The organism is Streptococcus suis (genome assembly GCF_002960625.1).
Classification (GTDB): domain Bacteria; phylum Bacillota; class Bacilli; order Lactobacillales; family Streptococcaceae; genus Streptococcus; species Streptococcus suis_T.
The window spans coordinates 43,940-61,158 of record NZ_POJH01000033.1 but is presented as its reverse complement, the minus strand read 5'-3'; the positions used below and the strand labels follow the sequence as shown (position 1 = coordinate 61,158).

Here is a 17,219-nt window from a genome sequence, read left to right as displayed (position 1 = left end):
TTCCCTTGGCAATGAGGACAGCTAGGGCTGTCATAATCCAGCCTTGCCCGAATTTCCAGATGGGTCTGATGTTTTAAAACGAAGAGAATTTTGATGTTTTTGTCTTTGATTCCGATTAGTTCTGTGGTATTATAAAGCTGTTCCATATGAACCCTTTCTAATGAGTTGTTTAGTCGCTTTTCATTATAGGTCATATGGGACTTTTTTTCTACACTTAAAATGGCTCCATAAACTCTACAGTGGATTTACCCACTACAGAAATTATAGAGCCGAGTTTTTTTGCTTCTTGTCAACTGTAGTGGTAGATGAAAAGTTTTACCTAGAGAGACCCAATTTCCTTTCTTATCTCTTTTGTTGTTTCTACTAGATAAGCTGAAGAGGGCTTTTGAGAGCCCTTTTCACTATTAAAAGAATAGGAAAATAGATATAGACTTGATAAGTTAATTGTAAAAGAGTAGGATGGTCCCTCTATGTATAATTGACAGTAGACAGAAAGCTTCTTAAAGAAGCTAGTGACGTGTGAAAAGAATGCAAAAGCCAGCGACTTTAGGCGCTGGCTGGTGTGGTGTTGTCGGCATTTAGCCCTTGTTCAAACCACCTGTTGGATGGTGGTTATGATTATTCATATAAGGCTAGGAGAGGCTGTTTGTCAACTGCACTATTATATTCAAGGTGTAAATATGTTTGGTACAATGGTAGCGATGATAGCTCCTTATTTTGTTTTCCTTGGCTATCTATATTGCCCCAACTAGTAATGATTGGGACCTCATTTTGCATATCGCTCAAAAACTGTTGATAAGCTGATCGAGGAAGGGCGTGGTCAGACTCAGACAGAATATCCATTAGATATGGAACGAGATAGTTTGAGCTAATCGTTGTAGGTTTACGTTCTTTAATATCAAAATTTGTCCAAATTACAAAAGGAGTTGAATATTTAGAAGCTAGATCATTTTCGTCCATAAACTTTGCGTAAAATTCCTGACTTAATCTGGGTTGGTGGTCACCGTACATAACGATGACAGTAGGTTCTTTATAAGAACTGAAGAACTGAACTAAATCTGTAAATGCTTCGTCGGTCCTCTTCAGACTAGTCAAGAATTCTGTTTCGGCCAAGTATTCAGAAGTTGAGCCATTTATGCTAACTTTACGAGGGTAGATTGTTTCTGTACTCGGATAGCCTCCGTGTCCTTGCATGGTAACAACAAAGCTAAAGAGGGGGTTCTTTCCTTTTTTTGTATAAAGTTCTTTTATTCCGTTAAACAGAAATTGATCGGATGGCCAACCGCGCTCGGTTATTAACGGTGCTAAGCTACTGATTGCAGGTTCGGAATCTAAAAAATAAGATTTATTAAATCCTAATAGAGGATATACTGCGTTGCGGTTATAATTATTTCCGGATTGGGGGTGTAATGCCACAGTATCGTAATTTTTATTTTTTAGATAAGTTGCAAAACTCGGTCGTTCTTGAGTAATTATCTGTTGGTATGGGAATAAATTAGAAGATAGTAAACTAATAGAGTTGCTTGTTAGCACTTCGTATTCTGTATTTGCTGTACCTCCGCCATATACAGAAACATTAAGTGTACCATGAACAGTATTGTCTTTTAACGCATGCTGATTTGCTAATGGATCGGGTTCCATATTTAAACCATGTAAATTTGAAAAGTCGCTCTGCGATTCGTTCTGAATAAATATAATATTGGGTCTGATTGTTTGTCTTTCTGTTTCAGGTGAGTACTTTTCAAGAACATCATTGAGTGTGGAAGTTGAATATCCTTTAGGTTTAGAGATTTTACTATCTTCATAGAAAGAGCTGAGTGCGAGCGGTAGACCAAATTGACCATATGTAACGTACATTCTCCAGTAGTTTAATGGTATATTAGCTTTAGTGACGATAGTCTGGTTAATAATTGGAACAATTGTTATTAAGATTATGTAACTTAGTAATATTCTAATGAAACGTTTCGGCCATTTAAAATCATAACTAGAATAAAAATGATTTTTGGGTGTCAGTTTTGGTAAATGTAATTTAGGACTAAAAAGAAAACAGATCAATAAAATGTAAGAAAATACCACGCTTTGTAACATTCTATTGTTGAAGTTAATATCGATGCTAGAAGCCACATTTAATCCATCAGTAATTTGAAAAATATTATAGAACAGTAGCGGTGCTCCACGACTGTCTATCAACAATTGGTTGTTTATGCCAACGAATATCGAGGTTGATATGACTAAGAGGCTAGCAAAGCGTTTGTTAGTTGCAAAAGTTAGTATTAGATAGAGTATGCCAATAATGACTAGATTACTCCATAGGATATTTGCAGAAAGATAGGAGAATTTTGAGTAGCTATTTTCTATAATAAACAAAGAAAAAACAGGGACTAAAAGATACATTAGCGACAAAGTGAGTAGTTTAATGAATCTAAATGTTCTCCCTTTCAGTTGCTTATATCCGGTAAAGCTAAAAAATATTATAAAAGTAAGTACGCTTAACAGTTGCTGAGTTTCGTTTTTATTAAAAATTGAATTAAAAATTACTAATTCATCGCGATATAAACGAGAAAACGTAAAAGTTGTGAATATATGTTGAGTAATTAGTAATACTATTAAAATTGTTATTTCTCTTTTTTTTATTCTCCACGTTGCTCCCTTTAAGATAAAACAAGATAGACCGACAGCAAGTATTACTAGGTGCAAATACCAAAATTGATTATCTTTACTTATTCGTAACATATGAGGGAGCTCAATGAAGGCTAAATTTTTGAATTTATTTCCGTTTGATATGTCGATGGATTTAGTAAATAGGTCTCCCACTTTAATTTTTATATTACTTGGTTCTTCACTGGCAAAGTACTCAAGAGATAATGTTCTTATAGGTGAGGATATTCTGATTGCAAGTAAACTCTCCTTATCTTTTGAGGAATAAGTATGGATTAAATCGGCATCATTGATTCCCCATTGATTTTCTATAATTTCTGACGGATGGATATAACGTCCATTTACTTGTATACTATCGATTACTTGGTTTGGTTGAGTTGCTATTATTTTTATTATTCCATTGTTATTTGTAGCTCCTAGTTCATTTTGAATGAGATGTACATAATGGAATAAACTTCCTAATAATATGATGGATAGTAGTATGTGAATAATTTGCTTGAATAATTTCATGGTTATTGACAATTCTAAGTTTTATTATTTCTTGGTAAAAACCAGTATACATTATATCAAATTTTTCTCATTAACTCAAAATTTCTCAATGACTTGTTTGAGGAAGAACTCGACACCAAGTCAGGTTGTCTATAGGAAAAAAAATGAAAAAATGGTATAATGAAAAGAACTGCAATTTGATGGAGAGGATACATGAAACACATTTTTATCATCGGTAGTCGTGGTTTACCTGCCCAGTACGGAGGTTTTGAAACCTTTGTCGAGCAACTGGTTTCCAACCAAGTAAGCCCCAATATCCGCTACCATGTGGCCTGTCTATCTGACAGCAGTCACCATCAGCATTCAGAATATAAGGGAGCCGATTGTTTCACTATCAATCCTCCCAAACTAGGCCCGGCTCGCGTCATTGCCTACGACATGATGGCCATTTCCTATGCACTAGAACTGGTGAAAGCTCAAAATATGGAAGCTCCTATTTTCTATATTTTGGGAAATACCATAGGTGGCTTTATTGGTCCCTTTGCTAAGAAGATTCACTCTGTAGGCGGGACCTTATTTGTCAATCCTGACGGGTTAGAATGGAAGCGTAGCAAGTGGTCCAAACCTGTCCAATCCTATCTAAAATACGCTGAAAAGCTCATGGCAAAACATGCAGATTTGCTGATTGCCGATAATGAAGGCATTGAAGACTACATTCAGACTGCCTATCCAGGTACTCAGACACGCTTCATCGCTTACGGAACGGATTTAAGTCCGACAGACTATCAAGTGGATAGCCAAGCTGTTCTTGACTTTTTTGGACAATGGAACTTGACTGAAAAAGGCTATTATTTGATTATTGGGCGCTTTGTTCCTGAAAATAATTATCTGACAGCTATCAAGGAATTTATGGCTAGTTCGACCGAGCGTGATTTGGTCATCGTTGCCAATCATGAAGGCTCTGCTTATTTCCAAAAGCTTGAAGAGGAAACAGATTTTTCGCGAGACAAGCGGATTAAATTTGTCGGAACAGTATATGACACTAATCTACTCAAGTATCTTCGCAATCAATGCCGGGCCTATATTCATGGACATGAAGTGGGCGGAACCAATCCCAGCCTCTTAGAAGCATTGGCTCAGACCAAGGAGAATTTAGTTCTAGGTGTTGATTTTAACCAGAAAGTAGCCCTGAATGGCGCCCACTATTGGTCTAAGGAGCAGGGTAATCTGTCTCAACTGATTGACAGGATTGATGGACAAGCAGAAGCAGAGGAACTTGGACGGATTGCCAAAGAGCACATGAGTACTGCTTATACTTGGGAAAAGATAGTCCAAGAATACGAGGAATTATTTTTACAATGAAAGTAAATATACTGATGTCAACCTACAATGGTCAACAGTTCTTGGCTGAGCAAATTCGCTCTATCCAAGAGCAGACTTTTTCAGATTGGACATTATTGATACGAGATGATGGTTCCAGTGACCAAACGAAAGACCTGCTACAAGATTTTGCAAGACAGGACAGTCGCATCCGCCTGATCGATTTTGAAGAATGTAACAATCTTGGGGTGATAAAAAGCTTTCATCGCCTAGTTCAGTATGAGAAGGCTGATTATTATTTTTTTAGTGATCAGGATGATGTCTGGTTGCCTGACAAGTTGGAAGTTAGTTTGCAGGAAGCTCAATCCTATCCGACTGACCAGCCTCTGATGGTCTATATGGATTTGACTGTCGTCAACCAAGACTTGCACGTCATGGCAGAGAGCATGATCCGTTCCCAGTCCCACCATGCCAATACTGAGTTGGTGCAAGAATTGACCGAGAATACGGTGACTGGTGGTGTTGCCATGATCAACCATACCCTAGCAGAACTGTGGTCTGGAACAGAAGACGTTTTGATGCATGACTGGTACTTGGCTTTATTGGCATCGGCTTTGGGTAAACTGGTTTTTATTGACAAGCCTGGAGAACTCTATCGCCAACATGCGGATAACGTTTTGGGAGCTAGAACCTTGTCTAAACGCTTTAAAAAATGGATTCGTCCCCACATCCTATTCAAGGTTTATTGGGAATTGATAAAAAATAGTCAAAAACAAGCCAGCTTTTTGCTTGATAAGCCCTTATCACCGGCTGATAGAGAGTTAGTCCAAGCCTTTGTGACCATCATGGATAAACCAATGTTGGAACGGTATCAGATTTTGAAGAAATATGGCTTGCGAAAAAACAAGGCTTTTCACACCTTTGTGTTTACAACACTGATTGTGACAAAATTTGCTTATAAGGAATAGTTATGAATTTATTAAATAAAGAAAACCAAATTCTCTTAAGAGAAATGGTCAAAACTGATTTTAAATTACGCTACCAAGGATCGATCATTGGGCATCTCTGGTCGATTTTGAAACCGATGTTACTTTTTACAATTATGTATTTAGTCTTTGTACGTTTTTTGCGTTTTGATGATGGAACTCCACATTATGCAGTAAGCTTACTGCTTGGTATGGTTACTTGGAACTTTTTTACTGAAGCAACCAACATGGGAATGATGTCCATTGTTTCTCGTGGAGATTTGTTGCGTAAATTGAATTTTTCGAAAGAAATTATTGTCTTTTCTTCAGTTGCAGGAGCTGCAATTAATTACGCCATTAACTTAATGGTTGTGTTTGTATTTGCTGCTATTAACGGGGTTCCCTTTACTTGGTCCGTTCTAATTATAATCCCATTGTTTTTTGAATTGGCATTGCTAGCAACAGGTATAGCTTTCATTTTATCCTCTTTATTTGTAAGATTTAGAGATATTGGTCCAATTTGGGAGGTGTTCTTACAGGCTGGATTGTATGCAACACCAATTATTTATTCACTAACATTCATTTTACAGCGTGGGCAAGTAACATTTGCTAAATTGATGATGCTGAACCCTGTTGCACAAATTATTCAAGACTTGAGACATTTTATTGTTTATTCTGGGAATACTACAGTTAGTGAATTGATAGAAAATCCTGTTATTGTGGCAATTCCGTATATTCTTCCAGTCGTTGTTTACCTATTGGGTATAACTGTGTTTAGAAAAAATGCCAAAAAGTTTGCGGAGATTTTGTAATGGTAAAAAATAATAATATTGCTGTAAAAGTAGAACATGTTAGCAAGAGTTTTAAGCTTCCAACGGAGAGTAGTCAGAGTCTAAGAACTACTTTAGTCAATTTATTTAAAGGGATTAAAGGCTACGTAGAGTATAATGTTTTGCAGGATATCAGTTTTGAAGTTGAAAAAGGGGACTTTTTTGGAATTGTTGGTCGCAATGGGTCTGGTAAGTCGACACTGTTAAAAATTTTATCTCAAATATATGTTCCTGAAAGAGGGACTGTAGCTGTGGATGGTAAATTAGTTTCTTTTATTGAACTTGGTGTTGGTTTTAATCCGGAACTAACTGGTAAGGAAAATGTATACCTAAACGGTGCGATGTTAGGATTTACTGCAGAAGAAATTGATGCAATGTATGATGATATTGTTGAATTTGCGGAATTAAGTGAATTCATGAATCAAAAGTTGAAAAATTATTCTAGTGGTATGCAGGTACGTTTAGCCTTTTCAGTTGCCATTAAAGCTCAAGGAGATATTCTGATACTTGATGAGGTTCTAGCAGTCGGTGATGAGGCCTTTCAGCGTAAATGTAATGATTACTTCCTAGAGCGTAAAAAAAGTGGAAAAACGACCATTCTTGTCACCCATGATATGGGAGCTGTGAAAAAGTATTGTAATAAAGCTCTTCTTATAGAGAAAGGATACGTCAAAGCATTAGGAGAACCTGATGATGTAGCTAATCAATACAGTTTTGATAATGTGCTTGCCTCAATAAGCGAAGTTACAGAAAACGAAGAACCTCTGCATCAGAGTGATATTGTAAAAGATTTGCAGATTAACCTGGTTTCAAAAAATCAAATTGAACCAGATGAATCAATTGAAATCGAGTTTAGATATACGGTTTTAGAAGATATTGAAACACATATTGCATTTACATTTTTAGATTTAGAACGTCATTTTGATGTATATAACGACAATTCTATGGATTTAAAAACGTTTGGCAAAGGCGAGAAGTTTTTCCGAGTGAAATGTAAGCTACCTTCAATTAATCAGGCAAAATTAAAAATGGCGGTGTCAGTACGAAATAGTAATAAGCAGCCGTTATTATTTGCCAAGACATCTGACACACCAGCTATTTTTATTAGTAGGAAGTTTAGTACTGATAATATTGCAGAGGAAGACGCAGCAACCGGGTTTATTCAGAGAAATAGCCAATGGGAGCTGCTAGATTAACAAAATATAACGGAGGCAGAATGTCGCGTTTGTTGGTATATGTTCACTATAATAAATATAATGTTGTCAGTGAATATATTTATTATCAATTAAAGTCGATACGAAGTATTTATTCAGACATAGTTTTTGTTTCTAACAGCCATGTTTCAAAAGACATAGTACAATATTTACAGTCGGAACGACTGATTGATTTTTTTATCCAAAGAGATAATATTGGTTATGATTTTGCGGCATGGAAAGAAGGGCTGAATCAAGTAACATTTTATCAATATGATTCGGTAACTCTGATGAATGATACATGTTTCGGCCCCCTCTGGGACCTAGAGGATTATTATAGTCAATTTGACAGTGATGTTGATGTAGATTTTTGGGGGATGACCAATCACTTAGAGACAAAAATAGATAGTGTAGTTGTCCCGGAACATTTACAGTCATATTTTATGGTATTTAAAAAACGAATCTTGCAGAGTCAAGCATTTGTTGGTTTTTGGTCATTGGTAAGTGAGTTAACAGATATTCAAGATGTTATAAAATTATATGAGACACAATTGACGAAAATACTTTTATCAGAAGGCTATAGCTATAAGTGTGTATTAGATACGTCCATTTATTGTAAAACCCTTGAAAATAGCAACGTTACACTAGAATATCCAGAAGTTATACTTAAAAATAATGTTCCGTTCATAAAAATAAAGAGTTTTACCGAATATCCAGACAGAATATACTCTTTATTACATCTTATTAGGATGAAAACGAAATATCCAGTTGAATTAATCGAGAGGCATTTGAGGCAGATAATTATTCCGGGTACGAGTTTTATTCCTCCAATACGGGTTTCGCAAACAACAGAAATCGCTCGTTATTCGACATCGGTGCTTCTTCATATTCACATAGAATCAGTCTCTATTTTTGAAGAATACATTGAAGAGTTATGCAAAATAGCCGATAGGTGCCAGTTACTAATAACATTGCCAGATGCTGACTTTTCAAATAAGTGTAGTATAGTTGAGAGATATTTATTCACCTACCAATTGAGAGCACAAATTGTAAAACAAACAGATGAATTGACTTTTTTTGAAATAGTAAACAACTATATGGGAGATGCCAAATATCTTGCTCATATAACTGTCAAACAAACAAAGGAAACAAAATATTCTGTAGAGGATATTATTGACAGGCATCAGTTGAGGAAAATGTTTTTTACATCATTTGATGCGGTGATTTCTAATTTTGAATCACAATCTAATTTGGCTGTAGTTATTCCAGACTTAACAACCAATCAAAGATATGATAAACAAAGTCTTCGAGAGGGCAATCCAGAACTTATTCGTCAATTGAACATACTCTATGAATCACTTGTGAGAACTAAGAAAGTTGATTTTTATAAACTGCCTTATATAATTGGAGAAGAAGTAAGTTGGTATTGGATAAAAATAGAACACTATAAAAAGATTGAGGACAAATTTAGAAACATTGATTTTTCAAAAGAAGATAGATTATTGCTAGTTCCAATATTATTTATTTATAGCGCGTGGGATTTATCAAACGATTATGCAGTGGTCGAGAATACTGAAAATGTGAGTCCAATCTTGGAAAAGATTAGTTTTTCTAGTGAAAGAGAATTGCGTTTAATTATTGAAGAAAAGGAATTTTTACAAATTGGACTGAGAAGGACACTAAAGATAATATCTGTTGGGATTGTAAGTGTGTTTAAGATGATAAAGAAATCTCTATTAAAAAATTAGGGATAACGGATGACAAACAAGGGGAAGATAGTGTGAAGAGCAAAATAGTATCACCAAAAACAATATTTATTTGGAATTTATTAGGGAGTATTTCTTCAGCAGCAATATCAATATTTTTATTGTTACTAGTAACACGTTTGTTGACGGAATTAGAGGCTGATATTTTTAGTTTTGCTTATGCAGTAGCAAATCTTTTTGTAATCATTGCTGGTTTTCAGGTAAGAGATTATCAAGCGACTGATGTTTCGAAAAAGTTTTCGTTTAGCCAGTATCTTGCAACAAGGCTTATAACAATCACTATTATGCTATTACTTGCCTTAAGCTATATTTTTCTGTCTAAATATGAATTTCAAAAATCTGCTTGTATTTTCCTAATATGTTTGTATCGCGGAAGTGATGCTCTGTCGGATGTTTTTCAAGGATTGTTTCAACAAAATACTCGGCTAGATATTGCAGGTAAATCACTTTTTTTGAGAAACTCTATTGTGATTTTGACATTTGGACTTGGTTTGTTTATAACCAATAACCTGCTACTCTCATTAATCTATCTAGTAATTAGCTCATATTTATTTGTTTTCTTTTTTGATGTTCCGAATTTGTTTCAATTTACGAGGGTTATCAAAGAAGAAATTAATTTGAAAGCCATTAAAAATATATTGTCAGAATGCTTGCCGTTATTTATTAATGCATTTTTACTTGTTACTATCTATAATCAACCTAAATATGCTTTGAATACTTTTTTTGAGAGAGGTGTTATAGGAACAGGTGTTCAAAGAGATTTTAATATTTTATTCATGCCTGTTTTTTCAATGAATATTTTATTGATTTTGTTTAGACCCATGATAACTCAGTTGGCAATCTATAGAAGAGCTGGGGACTATAATCAGTTTAAACAATATCAGAAGCGTATCGTTAAAATGGTTGTCGGGTTGGCTGTGTTAGTTTTGGTTGGGGGAATAGTGTTGGGGATTCCGGCATTAAATATTCTCTATGGAACGAATCTTAATAAATACTGGCTCAGTTTTATTATAACAATGCTTGGGGGAATTGCGAGTACCTTTGCAACCATTTGTGATAACATGCTTACTGTTTTGAGGAAGCAAAAGTATCTCGTAATTTCATTTGCAATTTCTTGTTTATTATCCATATTGATTTCTAATCCACTGGTAGAATATTATGGAATATTGGGGGCAGCTGTTGCTTTTGTTAGTTCGATGTGGACTTGGTTTTTAATTTCTTTAGTAATATATCTAAAATTGCAAAAACATTTGAATTGGGAAGTACAAGAATGAAGATAGAAAAATTATTTTTAAGGTTAGCAATCCCCTTTTTGTTAATTTCAATATTTGTTATGCCTGTGACAAAGGTTCCTGATGAAGCAACACATGCTTTTATGTCGTGGAATATATTATTTGATTCTCCGACAAGTAGAGATACAGAGGCAATGAATGAATTACGGACAGCAGATTTTGCGTATTCAGAACCGGAGATTTATGCAGTTGATTCTACAGAATATTCAAGCCTTTTTACCAAAATTCGTGATTTTTCAAAGGACAAATTATCTATCGATTTTTCTCTGAAATCGTTAATGAGTACACCTCAGCTAATTGGTCTAGTTGTAGGTAAATTGATTTATCCGTCATATGGTATGATGGTCACTATAGGGCGCCTTTTTAATACAATAGTCTATATTATAGGTATCTACTATTTGATAAAAAAAATAAAGTATGGGAAGATGACCCTGTTTTTTGTCTCACTTTTACCTATGATGATTCAGCAGGCTGGCTCACTGTCTTATGATGTGGTGAACTATCTGGCTGTTGTTGCATTTTTTGTTTTTTATGTTAACTTATTGGTAGATAAGGTACTGACCACCAGGAAATTTATTAACTTAATATTTCTATCCTTGCTACTATATCTAACAAAAGCAAATAATATTTTACTTTTGGCACTATTGTTTTTTGTTGATTTTGAATTTGAAGGCATCTTATCTAAGTTTAATTCGATTTTAAAATGGATTCAAAAGAGAAGATTACCAATTCTTATTTTAGGGTTTGGACTAGTTTTAATTGCTACCTATCTATTCCTACGAGATAATGGTGGTGTAGTACATTTTATGGAAGTGATGAGAAATAGTTTAGTAATCAATAATAGAAATGATCACCTTAACGGGATTTTAACAGTTGGTATTTTTGGTTATTTTGGCTGGTTTGTCACCCCATTACCTCTCTGGTTAATTTTTATAGATATTTTTATTTTCACGCTGTTGTTGTTTAATGATGGAAATTTAAAGATAAGTAAAACAGTAGGGTTTGCTTCGCTATTTGTACTCCCTATTCAAGTGGTTGTCATTGTGGCGGGGATGTACTTTGCATGGACACCTACAGCTATTGGACCAAATGCGATAATTTCTCAAGGGGCACAAGGAAGATACTTTACTCCATTTTTAGTCTATCTATTTCCGGCATGTTTAATGTTAAAAGAGCAGGTAAGTGTATCGGTAAAACAGAAGTATTTGATGCGGTTGATCACTGGCACAGTAGTCATTAACTTTATCATGTATCTATTTTTGATAGTGGATTATTATTGGTTGTAATTTAAGATAGTGGAAGAGGGAAACGTGAATATACTATTTACATTGAATGATGCTTTTGTCCCGCAAGTAGCAGCTTGTATAGGCTCAATCATGCGAACATTAAACGACGGCGATATGTGCCATTTTTATCTTTTCTCAGATGGTATAAGTCAACAGAATAAAGAAAACCTTCATCAATTTGTTACCGATGGAGGAAATAAATTGACAATCGTTGAATTGGAAAACTTAGAATCATATTTTGATTTTGAAGTTGACACAAATGGTTGGGCTCCGGTTGTACTTGCAAGATTACTTGTAGATAAATTACTGCCCAAAGAAGTTGATAGGATCATCTATCTAGATGGAGATACTTTAGTTTTAGAAAATATTCGGGAGCTATGGGAAACAAATTTGGAGGGGAAAGTCCTCGGAATGTGTCCAGAACCGACAGCATCAACTGAGAGAAGGGAAAAACTGGATTTAGGTATGAATATGTATCATAATTCAGGTGTATTGCTAATTGACTTGCAACAGTGGCGAATGAGAGAAATTGGTAAAAAAATATTTCATTATTATCGTGTAAATGATGGACGACTTTTTGCGCCAGATCAAGATGCACTGAATGGAGCATTGAAAGAAGAGATAAAAACACTCTCAATCACTTATAATTATTTTAATATTTTTGATGTTTATTCATATCGTACGTTGGCAAAATTAAGTAGGCCTTCAACTTTTATTTCAAAAGAAGAATTTGTAAAAATCCGTAAGCAACCACGTATTGTTCATTTTTTAGGCGAAGAACGCCCATGGAGAATCGGGAATAAACATCGATTTAGAGAGAACTATGTTTCTGCATTAAATCAGACGCCATGGAGAGGTACTCAGTTTGAGAGTGGTTGGCAGCTTTACTTTTTCTGCTTTAATCTTTTCAATATTGTTATGAAGCCTTTTCCTATGTTACGCTATCAAATTATTACAGTCTTAATTCCTATATTTATGAAATATAGAAAGACTAGATTGCAAAAAGGAGTGTAGGAGTGAAGTTTTCGGTTATTATCCCAGCGTATAACGTCGCTGATTATCTGGAAGAATGCGTTTATAGTGTATTGAATCAGACACACGAAGAATTTGAAATTTTGTTGATTGATGATGGTTCTACAGATGGAAAAACCTCCAGTCTATGTGATAAATTAGCAGGTAGAGATGATAGGATAAGGGTATTCCATCAATCTAATGGGGGATTATCTGCAGCCAGAAATACAGGGATAAAGAATGCTAGTGGTGACTATATTTTATTTCTGGATGGAGATGACTTTTGGACCGATATATGCTTTTTAGATGAAGTTAATAGAGAAATAATTTCACATGATGAAGTTATTGATACAGTTATCTATCCGTTTTCCTACTTTTACGGCAAGGATGATGTAGTAGTTCGAACTTTTTCTAAAAAATTACCGCTTCATCAGGTTATTACAGATACAAGATTACTTGTCGAAACAGGTGCACTAATCACTCCTGCTTGGAATAAATGTGTTAGAAGAGATAAATTTTCTTCAAATCTTAATTTCTTGAGTGGGTATCTATATGAAGATGGCATTTGGTGTGCAAATTTACTTAAGGAACTGAATAATTTTATAGTAATGGACAATACACAATGCATGTATCGACAGAATCGAACCGGAAGTATTACAAACACTATCACGCTTCGGCATATAGAACATGCCTTTAGAGGAATTGAAAAAAATTTAAAGAATTTTAAACAACTATCGAATGAGAAACAAGAAGCACTTTTGATTTATTTATCAAATTCTTATATTTCCATCTTGCCATTTGTATTTCCATATCTGAATAATTCTGATATAAAAATGTTTGTGAAAAAATTTAGATATTTGCTAAAATATTCACAGAAGGTAGAACTTGTTTCGTTTAGAATCTCAGGTTTAATGACCAGAGTTCTGGGGATATATGTATCAACATTTATTCAAAACAAACTTTTGAAAATTTATAAAAGTAGATAATAATAGAAAGTGATTGGTAACACTGTGAAAAGGTGGATTAGAAATTTCACAACGCGATTATTTATCTTATCAGGTAAATACAAGCTATTGTTTTATATATTAGAGCTTACAAAAAATATTGCAAAGTTTTTCTGGAGAATTCCAAAATATATAAAGCGAACTCTACTAGCTTTGCAACGTGATAAACAACGTAGAAATAATTATTCAGATATCAAAAATCGTTACTTGATTTACACAATTTATGAACATCAATCGTCTTTACAGGACTATAAAGTAATTTTTTTAGAGGCATTGGCTAAAATTTCTCGAGATGTTTTAATTGTTGTAAATGGTAAACTTCCACAGGCTGATATAAATCGTTTAGCACAATATGGTAAGGTTTTGGAAAGAGAAAATGAGGGGTATGACGTTGCGGCTTTCCGATATGGGATAATACATACTGGAAAAGAGGCGTTACAACAGTATAATCAGCTCATCTTGGTTAATGATACGAATATTGGTCCTTTTAGAGATTTGGAAGAGGTTTTCTCTGAGTTTAATTCCGATCAGCTAGACTTTTGGGGAATTTCTATGGGTGAGGAGCAGCTAGACTTTACTGGCTATAACCCTTATGGTAAAATTCCTAAGCACTTACAATCATATTTTGTTGTTATTGAAAATAGCTTGCTTAGGTATGAAGGATTCTATGAATATTGGGAAAAGCTCTCTGATACGGATTCTCGTAATAAGGCAATTGGAAAACATGAAACTGTATTTGCAAAATATTTTTATGATCGAGGCTTTAAGTATGATGCATTGATTAAAGACACGAAAGATAGTGCATTGTATATTCATCCGCTTAAATTATTAAAGCAAGGTTGTCCATTAGTTAAGTATTCGGCCTTTAGAAATTATGACAGAGAACAATATTTTTGGCATGGTTTAGAAAGAGAATCTGAGATTCCGGATTTGATGGAGTATATTGCTAAGGAAACAGACTATCCGATTGAAGTGGTGTCTTCTATATTAGAAGATTTTAAAACTAGAGAAAATCAATCTTATATTTTGATTATTGATGGTGTCGAAAATATTATTCCACAATGTACACGTTATCGTGTGTTAAATAAGGCTGAGCAATTGCGAGAACTTGGTTATACAGTTCGAGTGATAAATAATTCTCTTGTACAACTTCAGGATGCACAGTTTGCTAGTCATATTATTATTTATCGTGCTCCATTCAATGATATGCTGAAAGAAATATGTAGAGCGGCACACATAAAGAACAGACCTGTTTATTTTGATATTGATGATTTGGTTTTTGATACAAAATTTACAGATGAACTTGAATTTACCCAAGGCTTGAGCAAGAGAGAGAAAAAAGGCTATGATACAAGTGTCTTAGCTTACAAAAAAATGCTTTCTCTCTGCGATTATGCTATCACATCGACTTCGAAATTGAAAGACGAACTTGAACAATATAAAAACAAGGTTATCTTGAATCGCAACGTCATGTCTAAAGAATTAGTTGAGCGTAGTTTACAAGTTAAGAAAAATTCGAACGACAATAAAGTTAAAATAGGATATTTCTCAGGGTCAATTACACACAACGAAAATTTTGATTTAATTAGTCAAGCATTGCTGCACCTACTTCAAAAGTACCCGCAAGTGGAATTACATATAGTAGGATATTTAGACATTCCGAAACCATTCCAAAAATTCAAAAAACAGATTGTGAGTCATGAGTATGTTGATTGGAGAAAGCTTCCAATTTTAATTTCACAAGTTGATATTAACTTGGCGCCGCTTGTAACCACAACCTTTAATGAAGCAAAGTCGGAAATTAAATGGATAGAAGCGGCAGCAGTTAAAGTTGTGACAGTCGCAAGTAATCTTGGAGCATTTGAAGAGATGATTCAAGATAGAGTGACTGGAGTTCTAGCAGATGATAACGAATGGGAAAGTAAATTGGAGAGATTGATTCTTGAACCAGACTTGAGAGAACAAATAGCAGAAAATGCTTTTGAGTTTGTAATGAATCATTGCACTACAGCAAATAGAATTAATGATTTTTTGAAAGAAGAGTTAGTCTAATGAAACGTATTTTGTTTATTTCTCCTACGACTAGTATGGATAATGGTGCGGAGAAGTCTATTTATTATCTAATGAAGTACCTTATTCAACTGGGACACACAGTTATAAATGTTACTCATGCAATAGGAGGGGAACCACAAGATAAGCATGAGCAACTTTATAAAATGATAGGGGTTAAGAATTACTATTTGCCAACCGTCAAGTGGTGGTGGCCGGATGCACCAGGTGGAGAAATCCTTAATAGAGAAGAGGCTACAAGCTACTATCGCCAGAATGTTCAAGACATAGCTGAAATTATTGATCAAAATGAGATAGACTTGGTTATTTCAAATACTGTTAATGTTTTTCAAGGAGCAATTGCTGCCTCATGTCAAAAGGTTCCCCATTTCTGGCTAATTCATGAATTTCCTAAAAATGAGTTTGCTTATTATGCTGATAAAATTGACTTCATAGAAGAGTATTCTTCAGAATTATTTAGTGTGACTGGAGAGTTAAATAATTTTTTAACACCACTATTTAATAAGAAAGTCCATTCGTTTATTTCTTATACTGAGCAAGAAACAAAAGTTTTAAAAAAAGGCAATCAAGTTAGAATTGTTTCTGTTGGTCGATTAACAGAAGGAAAAAATCAATTAGAACTTATAAAAGCATATAAGACACTAAATAGATTAGATATTGAATTGGTTTTTATTGGAGGATGGGATAGTAAATATAAAGCTATTTGTGATGAATATATCCATGAAAATAAATTACAGAAAAATGTTAAATTTTTAGGTAACTTAGATAATCCTTGGGAAGAAGTAACTGATAGAGATATCTGTGTTTTCCCCTCATCTATGGAAACTTTTGGCTTAGTCTATGTTGAAGCAATCTTAAGAGGGCTTCCAGTAATTCTATCAGATAATTTAGGGCATTTGACGGCATTTGAAATATTCTCAGCAGGTCAAATTTATAAATTGGGCGATATAGAAGAGTTGGTGACTAAATTAGAGCAAGTGATTGAATCCTTTAGAAATTTTTCAGATAGGGCTCGGCTTGATGTGGAACGTTTACGTACTCTATATACACCGGAAGTTGCCTATAAAGAAATACTGAACGGCATCAATCACTTAGAATATACTGGACACCAAAATACAAATTTAAGTCACATAAAAGAGTTATTGACTTTGAATATGCATCCAACAAGATTAGAGCGTTATGCAAGATTGATCAGCAAGATCGCGACAAAAATCAGACATAAACTTCGACTTTAATGAATAATAGGATAGCTATGATAAAATATTTATATTATAGTTTCTTCAAATGAGTAAGTAGAATCTAAAAAGTTATATAGAATTCTAGTTTTAGAGAGAA

12 protein-coding genes and 1 pseudogene are annotated in these 17,219 nt (G+C 34.3%); 11 read left to right on the top strand and 2 right to left on the bottom strand.

The window, feature by feature from the left end; translation table 11 throughout:
* Both C1G49_RS11185 and C1G49_RS08225 read right to left on the bottom strand, forming a co-directional pair.
* Positions 1 to 146 (bottom strand): annotated as a pseudogene (locus tag C1G49_RS11185) (ISL3 family transposase); the annotation flags it as partial.
* A 472-nt stretch (positions 147 to 618) separates the two neighbouring features.
* Positions 619 to 3,168, bottom strand: coding sequence for an LTA synthase family protein (locus C1G49_RS08225; RefSeq protein WP_161942102.1), 2,550 nt, complete (start codon positions 3,166 to 3,168; stop codon positions 619 to 621).
* 192 nt (positions 3,169 to 3,360) lie between these two features.
* Between C1G49_RS08225 and cps2T the strand changes: the two genes are divergently transcribed.
* The 11 genes from cps2T to C1G49_RS08170 are packed head-to-tail and all read left to right on the top strand — an operon-like array spanning position 3,361 to position 17,119.
* Positions 3,361 to 4,509 carry a beta 1-4 rhamnosyltransferase Cps2T gene (gene cps2T, locus C1G49_RS08220; RefSeq protein ID WP_105125307.1) on the top strand — a complete coding sequence of 383 codons (1,149 nt, stop codon included), beginning with the start codon at positions 3,361 to 3,363 and terminating at the stop codon, positions 4,507 to 4,509.
* Positions 4,506 to 5,435 (top strand): glycosyltransferase family 2 protein, encoded by a 930-nt coding sequence (locus C1G49_RS08215; protein WP_105125306.1) that lies wholly within the window; start codon positions 4,506 to 4,508, stop codon positions 5,433 to 5,435. The genes cps2T and C1G49_RS08215 overlap by 4 nt, the downstream gene beginning before the upstream one ends.
* Before the next feature lie 2 nt (positions 5,436 to 5,437).
* Positions 5,438 to 6,244 carry an ABC transporter permease gene (locus tag C1G49_RS08210; protein ID WP_105125305.1) on the top strand — a complete coding sequence of 269 codons (807 nt, stop codon included), beginning with the start codon at positions 5,438 to 5,440 and terminating at the stop codon, positions 6,242 to 6,244.
* The gene (locus C1G49_RS08205; protein WP_024384360.1) at positions 6,244 to 7,458 is read left to right on the top strand and encodes an ABC transporter ATP-binding protein; all 1,215 of its coding nucleotides are present in this window, start codon (positions 6,244 to 6,246) and stop codon (positions 7,456 to 7,458) included. Before C1G49_RS08210 ends, C1G49_RS08205 begins: the two co-directional genes overlap by 1 nt.
* Before the next feature lie 20 nt (positions 7,459 to 7,478).
* The gene (locus tag C1G49_RS08200; protein ID WP_105125310.1) at positions 7,479 to 9,203 is read left to right on the top strand and encodes a rhamnan synthesis F family protein; all 1,725 of its coding nucleotides are present in this window, start codon (positions 7,479 to 7,481) and stop codon (positions 9,201 to 9,203) included.
* A 32-nt stretch (positions 9,204 to 9,235) separates the two neighbouring features.
* The gene (locus C1G49_RS08195) at positions 9,236 to 10,495 is read left to right on the top strand and encodes a polysaccharide biosynthesis C-terminal domain-containing protein (RefSeq protein ID WP_105125304.1); all 1,260 of its coding nucleotides are present in this window, start codon (positions 9,236 to 9,238) and stop codon (positions 10,493 to 10,495) included.
* A complete protein-coding gene (locus C1G49_RS08190) occupies positions 10,492 to 11,799 on the top strand; it encodes a DUF2142 domain-containing protein (protein WP_105125303.1) in 1,308 nt (435 codons plus the stop codon). The genes C1G49_RS08195 and C1G49_RS08190 overlap by 4 nt, the downstream gene beginning before the upstream one ends.
* A gap of 24 nt (positions 11,800 to 11,823) precedes the next feature.
* Positions 11,824 to 12,813, top strand: coding sequence for a glycosyltransferase family 8 protein (locus tag C1G49_RS08185; protein WP_105125302.1), 990 nt, complete (start codon positions 11,824 to 11,826; stop codon positions 12,811 to 12,813).
* 2 nt (positions 12,814 to 12,815) lie between these two features.
* Positions 12,816 to 13,796 (top strand): glycosyltransferase family 2 protein, encoded by a 981-nt coding sequence (locus C1G49_RS08180; RefSeq protein ID WP_105125301.1) that lies wholly within the window; start codon positions 12,816 to 12,818, stop codon positions 13,794 to 13,796.
* A gap of 9 nt (positions 13,797 to 13,805) precedes the next feature.
* Positions 13,806 to 15,866 (top strand): rhamnan synthesis F family protein, encoded by a 2,061-nt coding sequence (locus C1G49_RS08175; protein WP_105125300.1) that lies wholly within the window; start codon positions 13,806 to 13,808, stop codon positions 15,864 to 15,866.
* Positions 15,866 to 17,119 carry a glycosyltransferase family 4 protein gene (locus tag C1G49_RS08170; protein WP_105125299.1) on the top strand — a complete coding sequence of 418 codons (1,254 nt, stop codon included), beginning with the start codon at positions 15,866 to 15,868 and terminating at the stop codon, positions 17,117 to 17,119. Before C1G49_RS08175 ends, C1G49_RS08170 begins: the two co-directional genes overlap by 1 nt.
* Positions 17,120 to 17,219 lie beyond the last annotated feature (100 nt).

Bases quoted from the DNA above. Each gene is read 5' to 3' on its own strand.
- C1G49_RS08200 (WP_105125310.1), top strand. From the start codon at position 7,479: ATGTCGCGTTTGTTGGTATATGTTCACTATAATAAATATAATGTTGTC.
- C1G49_RS08170 (WP_105125299.1), top strand. From the start codon at position 15,866: ATGAAACGTATTTTGTTTATTTCTCCTACGACTAGTATGGATAATGGT.
- C1G49_RS08215 (WP_105125306.1), top strand. From the start codon at position 4,506: ATGAAAGTAAATATACTGATGTCAACCTACAATGGTCAACAGTTCTTG.
- cps2T (WP_105125307.1), top strand. From the start codon at position 3,361: ATGAAACACATTTTTATCATCGGTAGTCGTGGTTTACCTGCCCAGTAC.
- C1G49_RS08225 (WP_161942102.1), bottom strand. From the start codon at position 3,168: ATGAAATTATTCAAGCAAATTATTCACATACTACTATCCATCATATTA.
- C1G49_RS08210 (WP_105125305.1), top strand. From the start codon at position 5,438: ATGAATTTATTAAATAAAGAAAACCAAATTCTCTTAAGAGAAATGGTC.
- C1G49_RS08205 (WP_024384360.1), top strand. From the start codon at position 6,244: ATGGTAAAAAATAATAATATTGCTGTAAAAGTAGAACATGTTAGCAAG.
- C1G49_RS08190 (WP_105125303.1), top strand. From the start codon at position 10,492: ATGAAGATAGAAAAATTATTTTTAAGGTTAGCAATCCCCTTTTTGTTA.